General features: G+C 57.6%; 15 protein-coding genes and 1 tRNA gene. 6 read left to right on the top strand and 10 right to left on the bottom strand.

Translation table 11 applies throughout. The annotated features are described in order from the left end of the window. Positions 1 to 87 precede the first annotated feature (87 nt). Complete coding sequence (locus tag N1030_RS10095; protein WP_265825356.1) at positions 88 to 1,188, bottom strand: ABC transporter ATP-binding protein; 1,101 nt, start codon at positions 1,186 to 1,188, stop codon at positions 88 to 90. A gap of 406 nt (positions 1,189 to 1,594) precedes the next feature. Between N1030_RS10095 and N1030_RS10090 the strand changes: the two genes are divergently transcribed. Then, entirely contained in the window at positions 1,595 to 2,596 is a 1,002-nt protein-coding gene (locus N1030_RS10090; RefSeq protein ID WP_265825355.1) for a DMT family transporter, read from the top strand. Between the two features lie 119 nt (positions 2,597 to 2,715). Beyond that, on the top strand, positions 2,716 to 3,222 hold the full coding sequence (locus N1030_RS10085) for a hypothetical protein (protein ID WP_265825354.1): 507 nt from the start codon (positions 2,716 to 2,718) through the stop codon (positions 3,220 to 3,222). A 138-nt stretch (positions 3,223 to 3,360) separates the two neighbouring features. Here N1030_RS10085 and N1030_RS10080 read toward each other — a convergent pair. Beyond that, positions 3,361 to 3,447 (bottom strand) — tRNA-Leu (locus N1030_RS10080). Positions 3,448 to 3,719: 272 nt separating this feature from the next. On the opposite strand from N1030_RS10080, the gene N1030_RS10075 reads away from it, so the two are divergent. The 4 genes from N1030_RS10075 to N1030_RS10060 all read left to right on the top strand — a co-directional run bounded on the left by N1030_RS10075 (position 3,720) and on the right by N1030_RS10060 (position 7,789). After that, positions 3,720 to 4,772: a DUF1786 family protein gene (locus tag N1030_RS10075; protein WP_265825353.1), complete on the top strand. Its 1,053-nt coding sequence runs from the start codon at positions 3,720 to 3,722 to the stop codon at positions 4,770 to 4,772. Positions 4,773 to 5,019: 247 nt separating this feature from the next. Continuing rightward, a complete protein-coding gene (locus N1030_RS10070; protein ID WP_265825352.1) occupies positions 5,020 to 6,315 on the top strand; it encodes a phenylacetate--CoA ligase family protein in 1,296 nt (431 codons plus the stop codon). Between the two features lie 8 nt (positions 6,316 to 6,323). Beyond that, positions 6,324 to 6,830, top strand: coding sequence for a DUF456 domain-containing protein (locus tag N1030_RS10065; protein ID WP_265825351.1), 507 nt, complete (start codon positions 6,324 to 6,326; stop codon positions 6,828 to 6,830). Positions 6,831 to 6,985: 155 nt separating this feature from the next. Further along, on the top strand, positions 6,986 to 7,789 hold the full coding sequence (locus N1030_RS10060; RefSeq protein ID WP_265825350.1) for an RNA methyltransferase: 804 nt from the start codon (positions 6,986 to 6,988) through the stop codon (positions 7,787 to 7,789). A 74-nt stretch (positions 7,790 to 7,863) separates the two neighbouring features. Here the strand turns inward: N1030_RS10060 and N1030_RS10055 are convergent, their stop codons facing one another. The 8 genes from N1030_RS10055 to N1030_RS10020 form a co-directional block, all read right to left on the bottom strand. Next, positions 7,864 to 8,562, bottom strand: coding sequence for a GNA1162 family protein (locus N1030_RS10055; RefSeq protein WP_265825349.1), 699 nt, complete (start codon positions 8,560 to 8,562; stop codon positions 7,864 to 7,866). Between the two features lie 15 nt (positions 8,563 to 8,577). After that, on the bottom strand, positions 8,578 to 9,045 hold the full coding sequence (locus N1030_RS10050; RefSeq protein WP_265825348.1) for a DUF4810 domain-containing protein: 468 nt from the start codon (positions 9,043 to 9,045) through the stop codon (positions 8,578 to 8,580). Next, positions 9,042 to 9,365, bottom strand: coding sequence for a hypothetical protein (locus N1030_RS10045; protein WP_265825347.1), 324 nt, complete (start codon positions 9,363 to 9,365; stop codon positions 9,042 to 9,044). Before N1030_RS10045 ends, N1030_RS10050 begins: the two co-directional genes overlap by 4 nt. Positions 9,366 to 9,368: 3 nt before the next feature. Next, on the bottom strand, positions 9,369 to 10,349 hold the full coding sequence (locus tag N1030_RS10040) for a CsgG/HfaB family protein (RefSeq protein ID WP_265825346.1): 981 nt from the start codon (positions 10,347 to 10,349) through the stop codon (positions 9,369 to 9,371). Positions 10,350 to 10,624: 275 nt separating this feature from the next. Next, a complete protein-coding gene (locus N1030_RS10035; RefSeq protein WP_265825345.1) occupies positions 10,625 to 11,704 on the bottom strand; it encodes a pseudouridine synthase family protein in 1,080 nt (359 codons plus the stop codon). 97 nt (positions 11,705 to 11,801) lie between these two features. Then, on the bottom strand, positions 11,802 to 12,650 hold the full coding sequence (locus N1030_RS10030; RefSeq protein WP_265825344.1) for a PP2C family protein-serine/threonine phosphatase: 849 nt from the start codon (positions 12,648 to 12,650) through the stop codon (positions 11,802 to 11,804). Then, positions 12,647 to 13,822 carry a sensor histidine kinase gene (locus N1030_RS10025; protein ID WP_265825343.1) on the bottom strand — a complete coding sequence of 392 codons (1,176 nt, stop codon included), beginning with the start codon at positions 13,820 to 13,822 and terminating at the stop codon, positions 12,647 to 12,649. The genes N1030_RS10030 and N1030_RS10025 overlap by 4 nt, the downstream gene beginning before the upstream one ends. Then, complete coding sequence (locus N1030_RS10020) at positions 13,792 to 14,196, bottom strand: response regulator transcription factor (RefSeq protein ID WP_265825342.1); 405 nt, start codon at positions 14,194 to 14,196, stop codon at positions 13,792 to 13,794. Before N1030_RS10020 ends, N1030_RS10025 begins: the two co-directional genes overlap by 31 nt. Between the last annotated feature and the right edge of the window lie 98 nt (positions 14,197 to 14,294).

The raw sequence follows: 14,294 nt of genomic DNA, 5'->3' as shown, positions 1-14,294 counted from the left end.
TCAGGCGGTAGAGCCTGGATCAATCCCGTCCGGCAACCCATGCCGGACGACCCCCATGTACAGCTTCCTTGTCTCTTTACTCGCCGGTTACACGTCTTGGGAGTGGCACAGGCAGACCGATCCGTCTTCGCTGAACACGTGCGCGTGCTCTGCGTTGAAGGAGAGGCTGACTGTTTCTCCGGGAGCGAAGGCTTCTCTGCCCGTCATTTTGACCCGCACGGACTCCGTGCCCAGAGTGGCGTGCAGCAGGCTTTCTCCGCCCAGCAGTTCGTTCAGGGTGACTGCGGTCTTCCATGCGGCAGCACCATTGCCGGAAGAGCCGGAATTCACCGAAATATGTTCGGGACGAATCCCCACAATGAATGCGCTTGCAGAGCCCAATGCTTCGGCGCATTCCGGCGCAAGGGGCAGGTCAACCGCGCCGCCCAGCCGCAGTGTCGCGTGCGAGATGCGCTCGGCCGGAAGCAGGTTGATGGATGGCGAACCGATAAAATCGGCCACAAAGGTGTTTGCAGGCTGGCAATACACCTCCTGCGGAGTGCCGAACTGACGCACATTGCCCTTGTCCAGAATGACGATGCGGTCCGCCATGGTCATGGCTTCCACCTGATCATGGGTCACGTAAATCATCGTGGTGCCGAGCCTGCGCTGCAATTGGCGGATTTCCACGCGCATATGGTTGCGGAGTTTCGCGTCGAGGTTGGAGAGCGGCTCGTCCATCAGGAACACCTGCGGGTCGCGGACGATGGCCCGGCCCATGGCCACACGCTGACGCTGGCCGCCTGAAAGCTCGCGGGGTTTGCGTGCGAGCAGTTCGCCGAGGCCGAGCAGGTCTGCGGCTTCCTTCACGCGCTTCTGGCGTTCCGCCTTGGGAACACCGGAGAGTTTCATGCTGAAAGCGATGTTTTCTTCCACCGTCATATGCGGATAGAGCGCGTAGTTCTGGAACACCATGGCGATATTGCGCTCTTTGGGCTGTCGGTGGGTTACGTCTTCGCCGTTTATGTGGACGGTTCCGGCGGTGACTTCTTCAAGCCCTGCCAGCAATCGCAGCAGGGTGGACTTGCCGCAACCGCTGGGGCCGACGAAGACGATGAGTTCGCCTTTGCTGATATCGAGCGAAATGTCCGGAATGACTTCCGTTTTGCCGAAAGACTTTGTTACGTTTTTGAATTGAATGAAACCCAAGGGGTACCTCTCATCTCGCTATTCCGTACTCGATCTGACTTTTGCGATGGAAGCGGACTTGTTATGGTATTCTGGTGTGTTGTCGCGCCTGTTGGCGCCAGTCAGGTGGTTTAACCCATGTCTTGCTTCGGTTGTGTGAAACGTGGCCGTCATTAGTGTTACAGCTCTGCTTAGCATCCGGAGTATAAGGTATAATTTTGGTGGTTGTCACCATGTGATTGGAGAGTGTGGCTCTCTTGTGTGCAGTGAGAAATGCATCAGACGCTCAGTTTTTAGCGGGCATGGCGGTATAGGTTGCTTTGCCAGTTAACGCCTCGTGCCGCATTGACTTGGCGTAGTCTGCGTGCAAGTGTGCTGGTTGTCTGCTCAAGGTGTTGCCCGTAAATGTTGCCACAGAAGGTGAACCATGCTCAGGATTGTTGTAACCGGTATTCTTGCTGCTCTGTTTTTCAGTTCTACATTTGTGCTTAACAGGGCCATGAGTCTTGAAGGTGGTCACTGGGTGTGGACCGCAGCTTTACGCTATGTGTGGATGCTGGTTTTGCTGGCCGTGTGGTTCGTTGTTACTGGCAAGACCGCTCTTGCTGCAAATGCGTTGCGCTTGTTCCGCAGACATTGTTATTTCTGGATGCTGGCGGGCAGTGTGGGGTTCGGCGTGTTTTACGCGTTGATCAGCTTCAGTGCGTCGTATGCTCCGGGGTGGGTGGTGGCGGCCACATGGCAGATGACCATTCTCGCAACGCCCGTGGTCCTGCTGCTCTTCGGCAGAAAGGTGTCGCTCAGAGCCCTGCTGTTCACCCTTATCGTGTTTGCGGGCGTGTTGTGCATCAATCTGGAGCAGGCTGGAGCGCTGCCGCTGCATGAGGTGCTGCTGGGAGCCTTGCCCGTTCTCGGTGCCGCCTTTGTCTATCCCTTCGGCAACCAGATGGTGTGGGAGGCACGCGAAGCCGCGCAGTCGGACAGTGCTGTTTCAGAAGAAAGGACGGGCGTTTTGGCTGCCCTGCGGCGTCGCATACCGGCCATGGGCGGATCCGGAACGGACGAGTCTGTCATGCAGGACGCCATGTGCAGGGTGCTTCTGCTGACGCTTGGCTCCCTGCCTTTCTGGGTTCTGCTTGTGGCTTTTTGTGCTCCCTCGCTGCCGTCCGAAGGGCAGATCATGAAGACGCTTCTGGTGGCCGCGTTCTCCGGCGTGGCCGCGACCAGCCTGTTTCTCAGCGCGCGCCATATGGCCCGCAGTCCTTCGCAACTGGCCGCGGCGGACAGCACGCAGGCCATGGAGGTCGTCTTTTCTCTCGCCGGAGAGGCCATTCTGCTCGGCGGTGCATTGCCGCACGCCTTGGGATGGACAGGAATTTCCCTCACTCTGCTTGGGCTGGTGCTCTATCTGAAGGTGCAGAACGCGTAGGGGGGCTCATCCCTTCCTGTTGCTCCTCAGGTCATGCTGGGATATGTCTGAGCGTGCTTCAGTCCGGCAGACTGCCTGATGTAGGCTGTCGGGCAACCATGCTGCGAGCGGGGTATGCCATGCAATCGATGCGTCGAATTCTCTGTTATCTCTGTTTCACGTTGATCTGGGCGTCGGCCTTGTTGTCCGCCACCTCTGCCCGTGCCGGTCTGCCGGAAGGCTTTGTGCCTGCCTACGCCAATGAGACGGAAGGGGTGAAGATCGTTCAGTATATTCCCGAAGGCGAAACGGATGAGGCGTGGTCGGAGATGTACACCTTTCTTGTGTTCAAGAAGGCACAGGCCTCACAGTATCTTAGCGTGGCAAGGCATTTCGGCGAGGAACTGCAGACGAGCTGCGAAGGGGCCAAGCTCCGCGGGCAGCACGTGGACGCGGAAAAGATGTACCTGCTGGCCTTTGAGTGCCCCGCCGTGTCCGCTTCTGCGGAGCAGTCTGAAAGCATGGTGGGCCTGCTGCGTCCCTACAAGGAGAACGTGTTGTTCGTGCAGTATGTCAGGCGTGGCCCAAAGGGCTCTCCGCCGGATTCAACGGAGATGATCAATAAGCTGTATGAGGCCGCCCATTAGCAGGCCGTCCGCTATTGGATGACGATGTACCGCCTGTTCCCACAAGGGAGCGGGCGGTTTTGTGTTGATGCGGCAGGGCTGGGGAGGGCGCACAACTGAAAAAGGCTCCAGTCTTGCGACTGAAGCCTTTGTTCTCAATGGTGCCGAAGAAGGGACTCGAACCCTTACGGGATTTCTCCCACTACCCCCTCAAGATAGCGTGTCTACCAATTCCACCACCCCGGCGAGTTACCATTTGTCGCTGACTTTTTCCTCGTCAGCGCGGAGGCGATATATATGCAAAACAGCCCGACCTTGGCAAGCGCTTTTTTTGAAATAATGAAAATTTCTGTCGCCGGATAAAACTGCCCGGCCACCGGCGGGGTAAAGGCCTTCCAAATCACGGGGGTTCGCGTTACACATCCGGTATACGGCAGGGCGCGGAACATGGCGTCCGGAACCTTTGGCCGTATATTCATTTCAATCAGACACCACTTCATATCATATAAGGAAAGACCATGCCCCGTACCATGCTGTTGCTCGATATTGGCAGCGGAACGCAGGACGTTCTCTACTACATTCCCGGCAGGGAACTTGAAAACTGCCCCAAGTTCGTGTTGCCCGCCCCTGCCCGCATGGTGGCGCAGCAGGTGGAAGCGCACACCCGTGACGGCGTTTCCGTGTATCTGCACGGCAGCAATATGGGCGGCGGTTTTTTCGGTGCCCTGAAGCGGCACATGGAAGCCGGTCTGAAAGTGGCCGTGCATCCCGATGCGGCCTTTGCCCTGCACGATAATGCGGACAAGGTGCGCAGTTGGGGCATAGACATAGAGGAACGCTGCCCCGCAGGTTATGCGCCCGTGGCGCTGGCAGACTATGATCCGGCATGGTGGCGGGCCTTTCTCGGCATGGCCGGGCTTGCCTATCCTGATCTGGTCATCGCGGCCGCGCAGGACCACGGTTTCCATCCCGAACCGGACGGCTTCGGCAATCGCGTGGGGCGTTTCCAGCTCTGGCGCGATCTGCTGACCGAGCATGACGGCGATCTTGCCGCGCTGCTGTATGCAACGGCCCCCGCTCCCATGACCCGCCTTGCCGCCATCCAGCGTGCCACCGGTTTCGGCCCCGTGGCGGATTCCGCTGCCGCTGCGTTGCTCGGCGCGCTGTTCATGCCGGAGATCGCCGCCCGCAGCCACAGGGAAGGCGTGCTGGTGGTTAACGTGGGCAACAGTCATCTGGTGGCCTTCCTTGTCTACAAGGAACGTGTGCTGGGCGTGTACGAGCATCACACGGGCATGCTGCCGCAGGAAAAGCTCATCGACGACCTTGTGGAGTTCCGTCGTGGCTGGCTTACCGACGAAATGGTGCGCAGCACGGGCGGCCACGGCTGCATGAACCTGCCCCTGCCCGATGAGGCGGAAGGATTCCGCCCTGCGTACATTCTCGGACCGCGTCGCGAGATTCTGCGTGGACAGGGCCAGTTCATCGCTCCCGGCGGGGACATGATGCTGGCCGGATGCTTCGGACTCCTCAAGGGATATGCCCTCACTTCAGGCACGGAACTCCCGTAATCCGAATTTGACATTTTTGTGCGTGCGGATACAATCGCCCCTCGCTCCAAGTAGCCGTGTTTCATGGGTGTGCGCCTGATTCGCGTGATGTGTGCACCGTCAGGAACAGGCTTTTCCCCTGTTGTTTACGATGGGCGGAAAGCTGAGGCTACGCTCCTGTGCCGCGCGTGATGCGTTGCAGGACGGAACCGGAGCGCTGCGGTGGCGGATTGATCGGGAGTGATACGTTCCAGAACAAGAGGGTGACATGGAAGTTTTTGATAGAGCGGAGCTGTTGAGTCGGGAAGAATTGGAACAGGTGCAGTTGGTGCGCTTGCGTAATACTGTGTCGCAGGCCATGCGTTCCCCGTTTTACGGCAAGCGTCTGAAAGAGGCGGGACTTACGCCGGATTCCTTCAAGACGCTGGATGACGTGCGGCGTATTCCCTTTACGACCAAGGACGACCTCCGCTCGCAGTATCCCGACGGACTGAACACCCTGCCGCAGAGCGAGATGGTGCGTATGCATGCCTCAAGCGGTACCACGGGTTCCCCCACCGTTATCCATTACACGCAGAACGACATCAATTCATGGGCTGACCTTATGGCCCGCAGCATGCATATGGTGGGCGTGCGCCGCGAAGACGTGTTCCAGAACATTACCGGCTACGGTCTGTTCACGGGCGGTCTCGGTCTGCACTACGGCGCCGAGCGTCTGGGCTGCCTGACCATTCCGGCTGGGCCCGGTAACACGGCGCGCCAGCTCAAGTTCATGCGCGATTTCAATACCACCGTGGCGCACATCATTCCTTCCTACGCGCTGTATTTCGGCGCGGCCATGCGCGACAGCGGTGAAGACCCTGCACGCCTTGCACTGCGCGTAGCACTTATCGGCGCGGAGCCGCACACCGAGGAAACCCGCAGGCGCATCGAGGAGTTGATGGACGTGAAGGCCTACAACTCTTACGGCCTTTCCGAGATGAACGGCCCCGGCGTTGCCTTCGAGTGCGTTCACCAGTGCGGCATGCATGTATGGGAAGATGCCTACATTGCTGAGATCGTGCATCCCGAGACCTTCGAGCCCCTGCCGGACGGCGAGGTGGGCGAACTGGTCATGACTACCCTGTGCCGTCAGGGTATGCCCATTCTGCGCTATCGCACCAAGGACCTGACCCGCATCATTCCGGGTGAGTGCGCCTGCGGTCGTACGCATCGCCGCATAGACCGCATTCTGGGCCGTGCGGACGACATGCTCATCATCAAGGGTGTGAACCTCTACCCCATGCAGATCGAGCAGGTGCTCATGGGCTTCCCCGAAGTGGGCGAGAACTATCTCATCGTGCTGGAGCGCGAGAACTTCATCGATCAGATCCGTGTGAAGGTGGAAATCCGCGAAGAACATTTCGTGGAAGACATGCGCGTGCTGCGTGACCTGCAGAAGCGTATCGTCGGCCGCCTGCGCGACGAACTGCTCATCACGCCCCGCGTTGACCTTGTGCAGCACAACAGCCTGCCCAAGGCGGAAGGCAAGGCGCAGCGCGTGGTGGATAACCGCGAGGCTTAGGACATATTGTGGAATTATTCATAGGTTCGCTTTTCATTCTGTTCATGGCCCTGTCGCTTGGGCTGCACATCTTCTCGCTGCCGGGAAACTGGCTGGTGCTGGGCCTGCTCGGTCTGTGGCGCTTCATCCATCCCGAAGCCGAAGGCATGGATACCACCTTCTTCCTCATTGCCGGAGGGCTGGCTCTGCTGGGAGAGGTACTTGAATTCGGCGTGCAGGTGCTGGGAGCCAAGCGCTATGGCGGCAGCAACAAGGGGAATGTGGGCGGCATTATCGGCGCCATTGCCGGAGCCATTCTCGGTGCTCCGTTCTTTCTGGGGCTGGGCGCGCTCGTGGGCGCGTTGGCCGGTGCTTATGCAGGGTGTCTGCTGCTGGAAATAGGGCAGGGGCGTTCCTTTGACGTAGCCAGACACGCCGCCAAAGGGGCGTTTTTCGGCAAGTTCCTCGGTCTTGGCATCAAGTTCGGCATCGGTGTCTGCCTTGTGATGCTCGGTGCTTCGCATATCTGGGCATAGGGATTCCGGTAGAACGACCACAGTCGCGACTTGACTGCATGGCGCAGATGGAAGAATGAAAGGGGGCCGACAGGCCGATCTGACAGGTGAAACGATTTCGGGCGGGCCGTGAGCACATGGCCCGCCTTTTTATTTCTTAGCAACGGATGGAAGCAATGCTGGACAATCTTGCCGTGGTTTTGGTGAAGCCGCGTTTTCCCGAGAATATTGGCATGGCCGCCCGCGCCTGCGTGAACATGGGCGTGAGTGAGCTGGTGGTGGTGCAACCCGAACGTTGGGACGAGGACAGGATTTTGTCCCTTGCCACCATCAAGGGAGCGGAGCTTGTGCGCTCCATCCGCGTGGAAGATGATCTCGCCACGGCTCTTGCCGGCTACCATCACGTGTATGGCACGACAGCCCGCACGGGTGGCTGGCGCAGTGAGATTCTGTCGCCTGAAAAGGCGGCTCCGCTCATTACCGGGCAGATCGCGGAAGGTGCCAAGGTAGCCGTGCTGTTCGGCCCTGAGGATAAGGGGCTGACCAACGAGGAGACGGAAATCTGCAACCAGCTCCTGACCATTCCCGTGAACCCGCAGGCAAGCTCGCTCAATCTGGCGCAGGCTGTGCTTATCGTGCTGTACGAGTGCTTCAAGTCTGGCGTGCGCACACCGCTTGTTCCCGGCACCAGCGGCGCTCAGTCACCCCTGTGCACCCATGAGGAGCAGGAGACCGTGATTCGAACCCTGCGTGATACGCTCATGCGCATCGACTTTCTGCGCAAGGACAATCCTGACTATTTCATGTTGCCTGTGCGGCGCTTCCTGCAAAAGATGGCCTTGCGGAGGCATGAGTTTTCGCTGCTTATGGGCGTGTGCAGACAGGTTCGCTGGCTTGCTGACAAGGCAGGCATTCCGGAGATCACCGAGTCTCAGGATTCCCGGCAGGCAGATGAGTCTGCCTCGAATCGGGATAAATAGCCTGTCCGGTCCTGCTGGTCGGGTATTGTAATGAAGAAGCCCCCGTCTTGCGACGGGGGCTTTGTTATGCGGGGTTATTGGGCTGCAGCGCCGTCCGAGACCGGAGCAGTGTCCTTGGCGGGAGTCCGCTGGTCAAAGAGCTGGTCCTGACCGTCCTGCATGTAGCGGGCGTTGTGCGGTCCTACCGGCATGGTGCCGAAGGTCTGGTAGTTGGCCATTCGGGCGTACGGTACGTAGTCCGTGGCAACGGCTTTGATGGCGGTAGCAACAATGTCTACGAAAACATTGCCAGAGCCGCCGCCAAGGTCGACCACGACCTGACCGCTGTATTTCCAGAGAGTTTCATTGGTCGTGGTGGACTGCAGTTCACTTTCAAAGCCGACGGTGAGATTTCCGCCGACGACGTAATACACAAGATCCCATTTCTTGATTTTGGTGAAGAGCACGCAGTCTGCGCCGAACTTCTCCTTGAACATACTTACGGGAGAACCATACAGCAGTTCGGTATCATAGATGCCCTCGTGCTGCATGATTTCAGCTACCACGGGAACAGGGAATACGTAGAATCCGTTAAACGAGAGCGGTTCCGCGATGGTGGTGGTGTAATAGGCCTTGGCGTCTGTTGCCGTGGTTTCGTTCATGGGCGGCAGTACCAGAATGCTTTTGGGCTGCTCTGCGTACATGCCGGGGAAACATTCCTGCTTGGTTACCATCTTGGCGCAACCTGTCATGGCAAAGCAGAAAAGCAGGAGAAACGGAATGAGTTTGCGCATGTTCTTTCTTCTCCGCTAGCTTTGTGCCTGTCCCTGAGCGGGGGCGTTTTCCGGTGCAGGTTGTACTCCGGCTGCAGGCTGGCTGTTCTGCTCAGCTTGCGGCTGGGCGTCTGCCTGCTTTTCCTTGTCTATCTGGCGTTGCGCCGCACGGCTCAGCATTTCAACAAACACAGCAGATTCAGGATAGAGAGCCTTTTCCTTGGCATACCACTGCATGGAGTCGGCAGCCTTGCCGGACTTGAAGAGCAGGAATCCGTATTCGGCGTAAATGCCGGGGGGCACTTCAAGGTTCTTCTTGGCAGCCACATCCATGATGCGCTCCAGTTCAGCCTTGTGTTTGATCTGGGTTGCTTCGCAGTCATTCTTGGCGATACCGTAGTAGGTATCGGAATAGTTGCACCAATCATACTTTTGCTTGCCGCCGCCGCAGCCAGTCATAAGGGCGAGAGAGGCAAGGCAGAACAGGATGATCATCTTTCTCATGGGATGTAGATCTCCTTGGTCTGGCCCTTATCCACAAGAATGACGCGGTCTACGACAACGTTGCCGTTGCGGATGATGCGTACGGAATGCTTGCCGGGGGCAACCTGATACCACTTTCGCTTGCTGGACGAATCCTTGGCATAGGTTGCGGGACGAAGTTCGATGCCTTCTGCGCCGTCAAGCGAGAGTATGGCGCCGCGGGTGTCGCCGGCGAAGCTGATCCATGCCTCCTCAGGGGAGCGCACAACACCTTCATGAGCGCCACAACCGGCAACGAGAAGAAAGAGGCTGACAAGGAGCAGGGAAAGAATACGTTTCATGGCTTACCTCGCAGTGGCCTGAATGAAGAGAGGGGAATAGTCCTTGCTGGCGTTCCACGCGCTCAGGTCGCCGGAGGTAAGCTGGCAGAACGAAATTTCATCTGCCGGGGTGGAGCCGGAGGTCTGCAGCACCTTGATGGCGGCCACCTTCTTGCCGGGCAGGGTGATCATGGTGTTGGTCTGCGGGTTCTTGACCTTCTTGCCTTCGGCAATCACGTCAAACTGGTCACCAACCTTGATGCCCTGCGAAGCGCCGCCGCCCATGATGTACATGCCTTCTTCGTGACTGAGGATGTAACTGCGCCACGGCTTGTTCATGAGGTTTTCAATGAGATTCGAGGCAAGGTCGGTGATGGCGGCATCAATGGCTTTGTCGTTGATGGCGGAATCATAGCCGGTGCGGGCACCGAACCCCATGATGCTGCCGGCTTCGGAGAAGGCCTCGCCTTCGCCCGCTTCGGAGTAGATGACCTCGCCGGTATAAACGTCAATGAGGCGGATATGCACTTTGGCGTAGGCTACCTGCTTCTTGGTGCGGCTGAAGAGGCCCACGTCGCCGGTTTCCTTGCGGCCGAATTCGGTGATGGAACCCACAATGAGGTAGTCGGCCATATTCTTCAGGGGAGCTGCATCGCCGATGCCGAGTTCCTTCTGAATCTTGTCGAGGTCGGCACGCTCCAGCAGAACGAACTTTTCCGTTTCCATCAGCTTGTTGGACAGAATGTCCACGGCCTGCTTGCCGATGCGATCATTGTTGTCATCCAGGAAAAAGCTCTGGCCGTACTTGGTCTCGTTGGAGAAGCGGGCAATGGCCACTTTTCTTTTAAGTCCCTTGTACTGTTCCTTTTGTTCAGCCGCTACGGCGGGGCTGACAACCTGCTTGGGAGCAGTGGTTTCAATCTTTTCAGGTTTTTTTACCGTTGCGCAAGAGCACAGTGCCATAATGGACAGCAGTGCTGCTGCGTATTTGAGAAGTGAGTGCATTTCGCCCCCTTAGTAAGAATGTAAACAGTATACGAACATTATTTCATACAATGAAAGAAGGTCTTTTCTTACAATCACTACAAAATATCAATATAAAATTATCTGAAGCTTTATTTTGGACGGGGGGCTGCTGGTCAAGTTGCAATGCTTTCGCAGAGGGCGCAGATGTGGAATCATGCGGTATTACGAAGAAAAGGCTATCCATTAAGCTGTGCGAAGTCGCACAGTTCGAAAGATGTATGCGGCAATTATGTTTTCCGTATTCGGAGTGCGGGCTAAGAACTGGTGTTTTGCGGGAGAAGCAGGCCTTGATTGCGCCATGACTCCCATTGTCTCCATTCGGAAGGAGGAGGACATGTGGCGCTGAACGCACCAAATTCAATGTGGTAATGGTGCAGATACAGCGGATGTGCTGTTCCGTATGACTGCTCCGCGTGGCCGTAGAGAGGGTCCCCTACGATGGGGTACCCCGCATGGGCGAGGTGGGCACGGATCTGGTGACGCGCGCCTTTGCGGATGGAGGCGAGGACCAGTGTGCATGTGGTATCCACATTGTCCACGCTGACACGCCCGAGTGGGAGCACGGCGGTGTGGCGTAAAGGATCCTCTGCAGGCGTTGCCAGCACGCGTGTCGTTTTGCGTTTTGCCATATCCAATGCGGCTTGGACGTTCAGCGGGGTCGTGAGTTCGCCGTGAACAACAGCAAGGTAGAGTTTTTCCACTTCCCCGCCGTCTTCCAGCTGTTTGAAAGTGTTCGCATTGTCCTGTCCGAATGCCACTATGACCATGCCGGAGGTCAGGCGGTCCAGCCGGTTGACCAGTATAGGCGTTGCGGTGCTTTCGTTGCCCGGAAAAAGTTCGGGAAGCATGGTTTCCAGCGAATTTTCCGGTCCGCCCGCAATATGTGCGGTGTGCATGCCGCCGGGTTTGAAGATGGCCGCAAAACTGTCCTGCCGCTGCACGATGCGGACTTGCAGTGCATGTCGCCTGTAGTCTTCATCAGAGCCGGTGGGGGGCACGGCATTTCCGTCGGACGTGGCGCGGTCGGCAGTGCTCTCCGTCAGAGGAACCAGCAGGATGCTGTCGCCTCTGCTGACGCAGTAGCCCTTGGATTTCGGGGCCCCGTTGACCAGAATCGTGTGGGTGTCGAACAGTCTTCTGCGCTGGCGTATGCCTGAATCGGGCAGGAAGAGAGCCAGAGCCGCGTCCAGCCTTTGGCCGTGCAAGGCATCAGGAACAACGGCGCTGCGTATGCCGTCCGGCAGGACCGGTTGCTGCATGGACGTGTCCTGAGTGTCCTGAAGGTCAAGGGTGTGGCCGTTCGCGGCAGGGGGAGTGTATCTGTTCTGGGGCATGGCGCGGTTCCGTATTTTGTGCGGCGACACTGAGCCATTTCCCCGGAATTATCAAGTAGCCATGCCGGACAGCAAGGCGCCCGATGGCCTTTGCGCTTTACCCGAGATATTCCATGATGATGAGGGACATGTCGTTGTGCTGCTGTGCTCCGGCCGTGAACCGGCTGATTTCCCCTACGGTTTCTGCAAGCAGGTCTGCCGTGCAGATGGTCGGATACTGCTCCAGCCAGTTGCGCAAGGTGCGCTGGGTCAGGCGTCCGTCAAAAGCGTCGCGGGAGGTGGTTATTCCGTCGGTATAGAAAATGATTCTGTCTCCGGCCTGCAGCTCAAGAGTAACATCCCGGTATTGTCCTGCCCCCAGCGGCAGCCCCAGCGGGATGCCGGAGACCATTATCTCTGTGGTTGCGCCGTTGCGCAGCAGAAGAGGCAGAGGTTGCCCTGCGTTGGCGATTCTCACCTGGTTGCCTGAGAGAATGGCAAAGCTTGCCGTGACAAAGGTACCTGAGTGCAACAGCTCGCTCAAATCCCTGTGCAGGAATTCCAGAAAACTGCCGGGTTGGGTTATTGCAAGGCTCTGTACTAATGTTGCCACCCGGATGGAAAGCATGGCGGCAGACAGGCCGTTTCCCGCAGTCGCTCCCAGAAGCAGGGCTGCGTTACCATCATTCAGCGGGCGGGCGCAGATGAAGTTGCCGGCCACCTTGTGCGGGCTTTGGTTGTGTACTGCCATGTTATAGCCATACGATTGCAGCGTCCGGCAGACTTCTGACGGCGGCGTGAGAAAACGCTGCTGCATCAGGGCCCCCGAGTGCAGGTCGTTTGCATGTTGGCGTTCCAGCCTGTGCAGTTTCACGAGGCTGTCTACCCTTGTTGTCAGGTGTTGCGGCGGGAGGCAGTCGCCTGTCAGGTGCGTTCCCTTTCTGGTTATCATGGTTGCAGGAGTCATGCGTTCACCTCCTTGGAGGAAGACTGCGGGGTGCAATGTGAGAGCGAGAGAGTAATGGTGCATGTTGTTCCGTGATCCAGCTCGCTATTAAGAGATATGGTGCCTCCATGTATGCGGGCAATGAGTTGGGCAATGGAGAGTCCCAGGCCAAGCCCCTGATGCTTGCGGCTCATGGTGTCTTCCACCTGGAAGAAACTGTCGAAAACTTTGTGAAGCATGTTTTGCGGAATGCCTATGCCGTCGTCTTCAACCTCTATGACGACCTCCGTCGGTGAGGTCGAAAGTATACGGACAACAACGTTGCCGTCCTGCTTGCCGAAGATGATGGCATTGTGAATGACATTCTTGAACAGTTCCCGAAGCATGGCGGAATTGCCCCGGAGAATTATGGGGGAGTAGAGGTCGTGATCAAGATACAGTGAAACTCCCTTTTCCTGCGCCTGTCTTGCCATTTGTTCGAAGATGCTGTGAATGAGCAGCGAAAGCTGCATGGGTTCCTGCTGCATTTCATGCCGTTCGTTTTGCAGCATGGCGAACCGGAGCAGTTCATCCACGATCTTGAACATGCGCATGCCGGACTCATGAATGTTCAGGATGGCCTCTGCATCATCACCGGTTATGGTTTCCTTCCGGGTCATGAGCAGTTCGGTGAATCCCAGAATGCCGGTAAGCGGAGTGCGCAGTTCATGTGAAAGCAGTCCCAGAAAGTCCTGTTTGAGGTTCATGATGCGCGTCTCTTCCGTCACGTCGCGCAGCAGGCAGAGCAGCCAGCCGTTCTCCATCATGGTGGGAATGAGGCGGATTATCTTGCCCGAGGCTCCGGTGATGGTCTGCACTTCTCCCCGCAGTACCGGTTGCGGAACGGGAGGAACGCTGTAGTCCCGCTCCGTGGTGGGCTGCCGTAACAGCTCGCTGACATGCTGGCTGATGGTTTCTGCGCGAGTCTTACCCAGCAGGGAGCAGGCCGACTGGTTGATCTCCATGATCTTCCGTTCGGTATTGGCTATGAACGCGCCGTCCCCCATTGCGTGGACAAGGTCTGAGAGCCCCTGATAGGCCTTCTTCAACTCTGCTCTACGCTGCCGTTCCAGTCCGTAGATAGCCGCAAGATCTTCAGCGTACTTGAGGAACTGGGAGCGGCTTACGGCGCTGTCAATGTCTCCGTATCCCATGATGCCTCCTGCTGGAGCTGGAGCTCAACCTGCTGGATGAGTTCAAGAGGACTGAAGGGCTTGATGAAGTAAGCATCTGCTCCTGCCTCTTTTCCGGCAATTACATCCTGCTGTTGCCCTTTGGCAGTCAGCATGATGATTTTGCAGCGCCGGGTTTGAGGGTCGGATTTGATGAGCCGGGTAGCCTCAAGACCATCAATGGTGCCCGGCATCATGATATCCATGAGGATAAGGTCGGGGGTGTGCTCTCGCGCCATCTCAACGGCCTGCATGCCGTTTGAGGCTTCCAGAAGCTTGTAGTCGCCGATACGCAGGGTGACCTTGATCAGTTCCCTGACTTCCAGCTTGTCTTCGGTGATGAGGATCGTCTTCATGCGCAGCTCCCGTTGAAGTGTTGATAGCCGCTGAAGGACGCGGGGGCTCCAAGCCGCCCTCGGGTAACGGCCCGGGGCGGCTTATGCGCAGCACTGTG

Origin of the sequence: Desulfovibrio mangrovi, from assembly GCF_026230175.1 — a bacterium.
GTDB lineage: Bacteria > Desulfobacterota > Desulfovibrionia > Desulfovibrionales > Desulfovibrionaceae > Halodesulfovibrio > Halodesulfovibrio mangrovi.
Note: the sequence above shows the minus strand (reverse complement) of the source record. Positions and strands in the feature narration are given on the sequence as shown.

Bases quoted from the DNA above. Each gene is read 5' to 3' on its own strand.
- N1030_RS10090 (WP_265825355.1), top strand. From the start codon at position 1,595: ATGCTCAGGATTGTTGTAACCGGTATTCTTGCTGCTCTGTTTTTCAGT.
- N1030_RS10085 (WP_265825354.1), top strand. From the start codon at position 2,716: ATGCAATCGATGCGTCGAATTCTCTGTTATCTCTGTTTCACGTTGATC.
- N1030_RS10075 (WP_265825353.1), top strand. From the start codon at position 3,720: ATGCCCCGTACCATGCTGTTGCTCGATATTGGCAGCGGAACGCAGGAC.
- N1030_RS10070 (WP_265825352.1), top strand. From the start codon at position 5,020: ATGGAAGTTTTTGATAGAGCGGAGCTGTTGAGTCGGGAAGAATTGGAA.
- N1030_RS10060 (WP_265825350.1), top strand. From the start codon at position 6,986: ATGCTGGACAATCTTGCCGTGGTTTTGGTGAAGCCGCGTTTTCCCGAG.
- N1030_RS10055 (WP_265825349.1), bottom strand. From the start codon at position 8,562: ATGCGCAAACTCATTCCGTTTCTCCTGCTTTTCTGCTTTGCCATGACA.
- N1030_RS10050 (WP_265825348.1), bottom strand. From the start codon at position 9,045: ATGAGAAAGATGATCATCCTGTTCTGCCTTGCCTCTCTCGCCCTTATG.
- N1030_RS10045 (WP_265825347.1), bottom strand. From the start codon at position 9,365: ATGAAACGTATTCTTTCCCTGCTCCTTGTCAGCCTCTTTCTTCTCGTT.
- N1030_RS10040 (WP_265825346.1), bottom strand. From the start codon at position 10,349: ATGCACTCACTTCTCAAATACGCAGCAGCACTGCTGTCCATTATGGCA.
- N1030_RS10035 (WP_265825345.1), bottom strand. From the start codon at position 11,704: ATGCCCCAGAACAGATACACTCCCCCTGCCGCGAACGGCCACACCCTT.
- N1030_RS10030 (WP_265825344.1), bottom strand. From the start codon at position 12,650: ATGACTCCTGCAACCATGATAACCAGAAAGGGAACGCACCTGACAGGC.
- N1030_RS10025 (WP_265825343.1), bottom strand. From the start codon at position 13,822: ATGGGATACGGAGACATTGACAGCGCCGTAAGCCGCTCCCAGTTCCTC.
- N1030_RS10020 (WP_265825342.1), bottom strand. From the start codon at position 14,196: ATGAAGACGATCCTCATCACCGAAGACAAGCTGGAAGTCAGGGAACTG.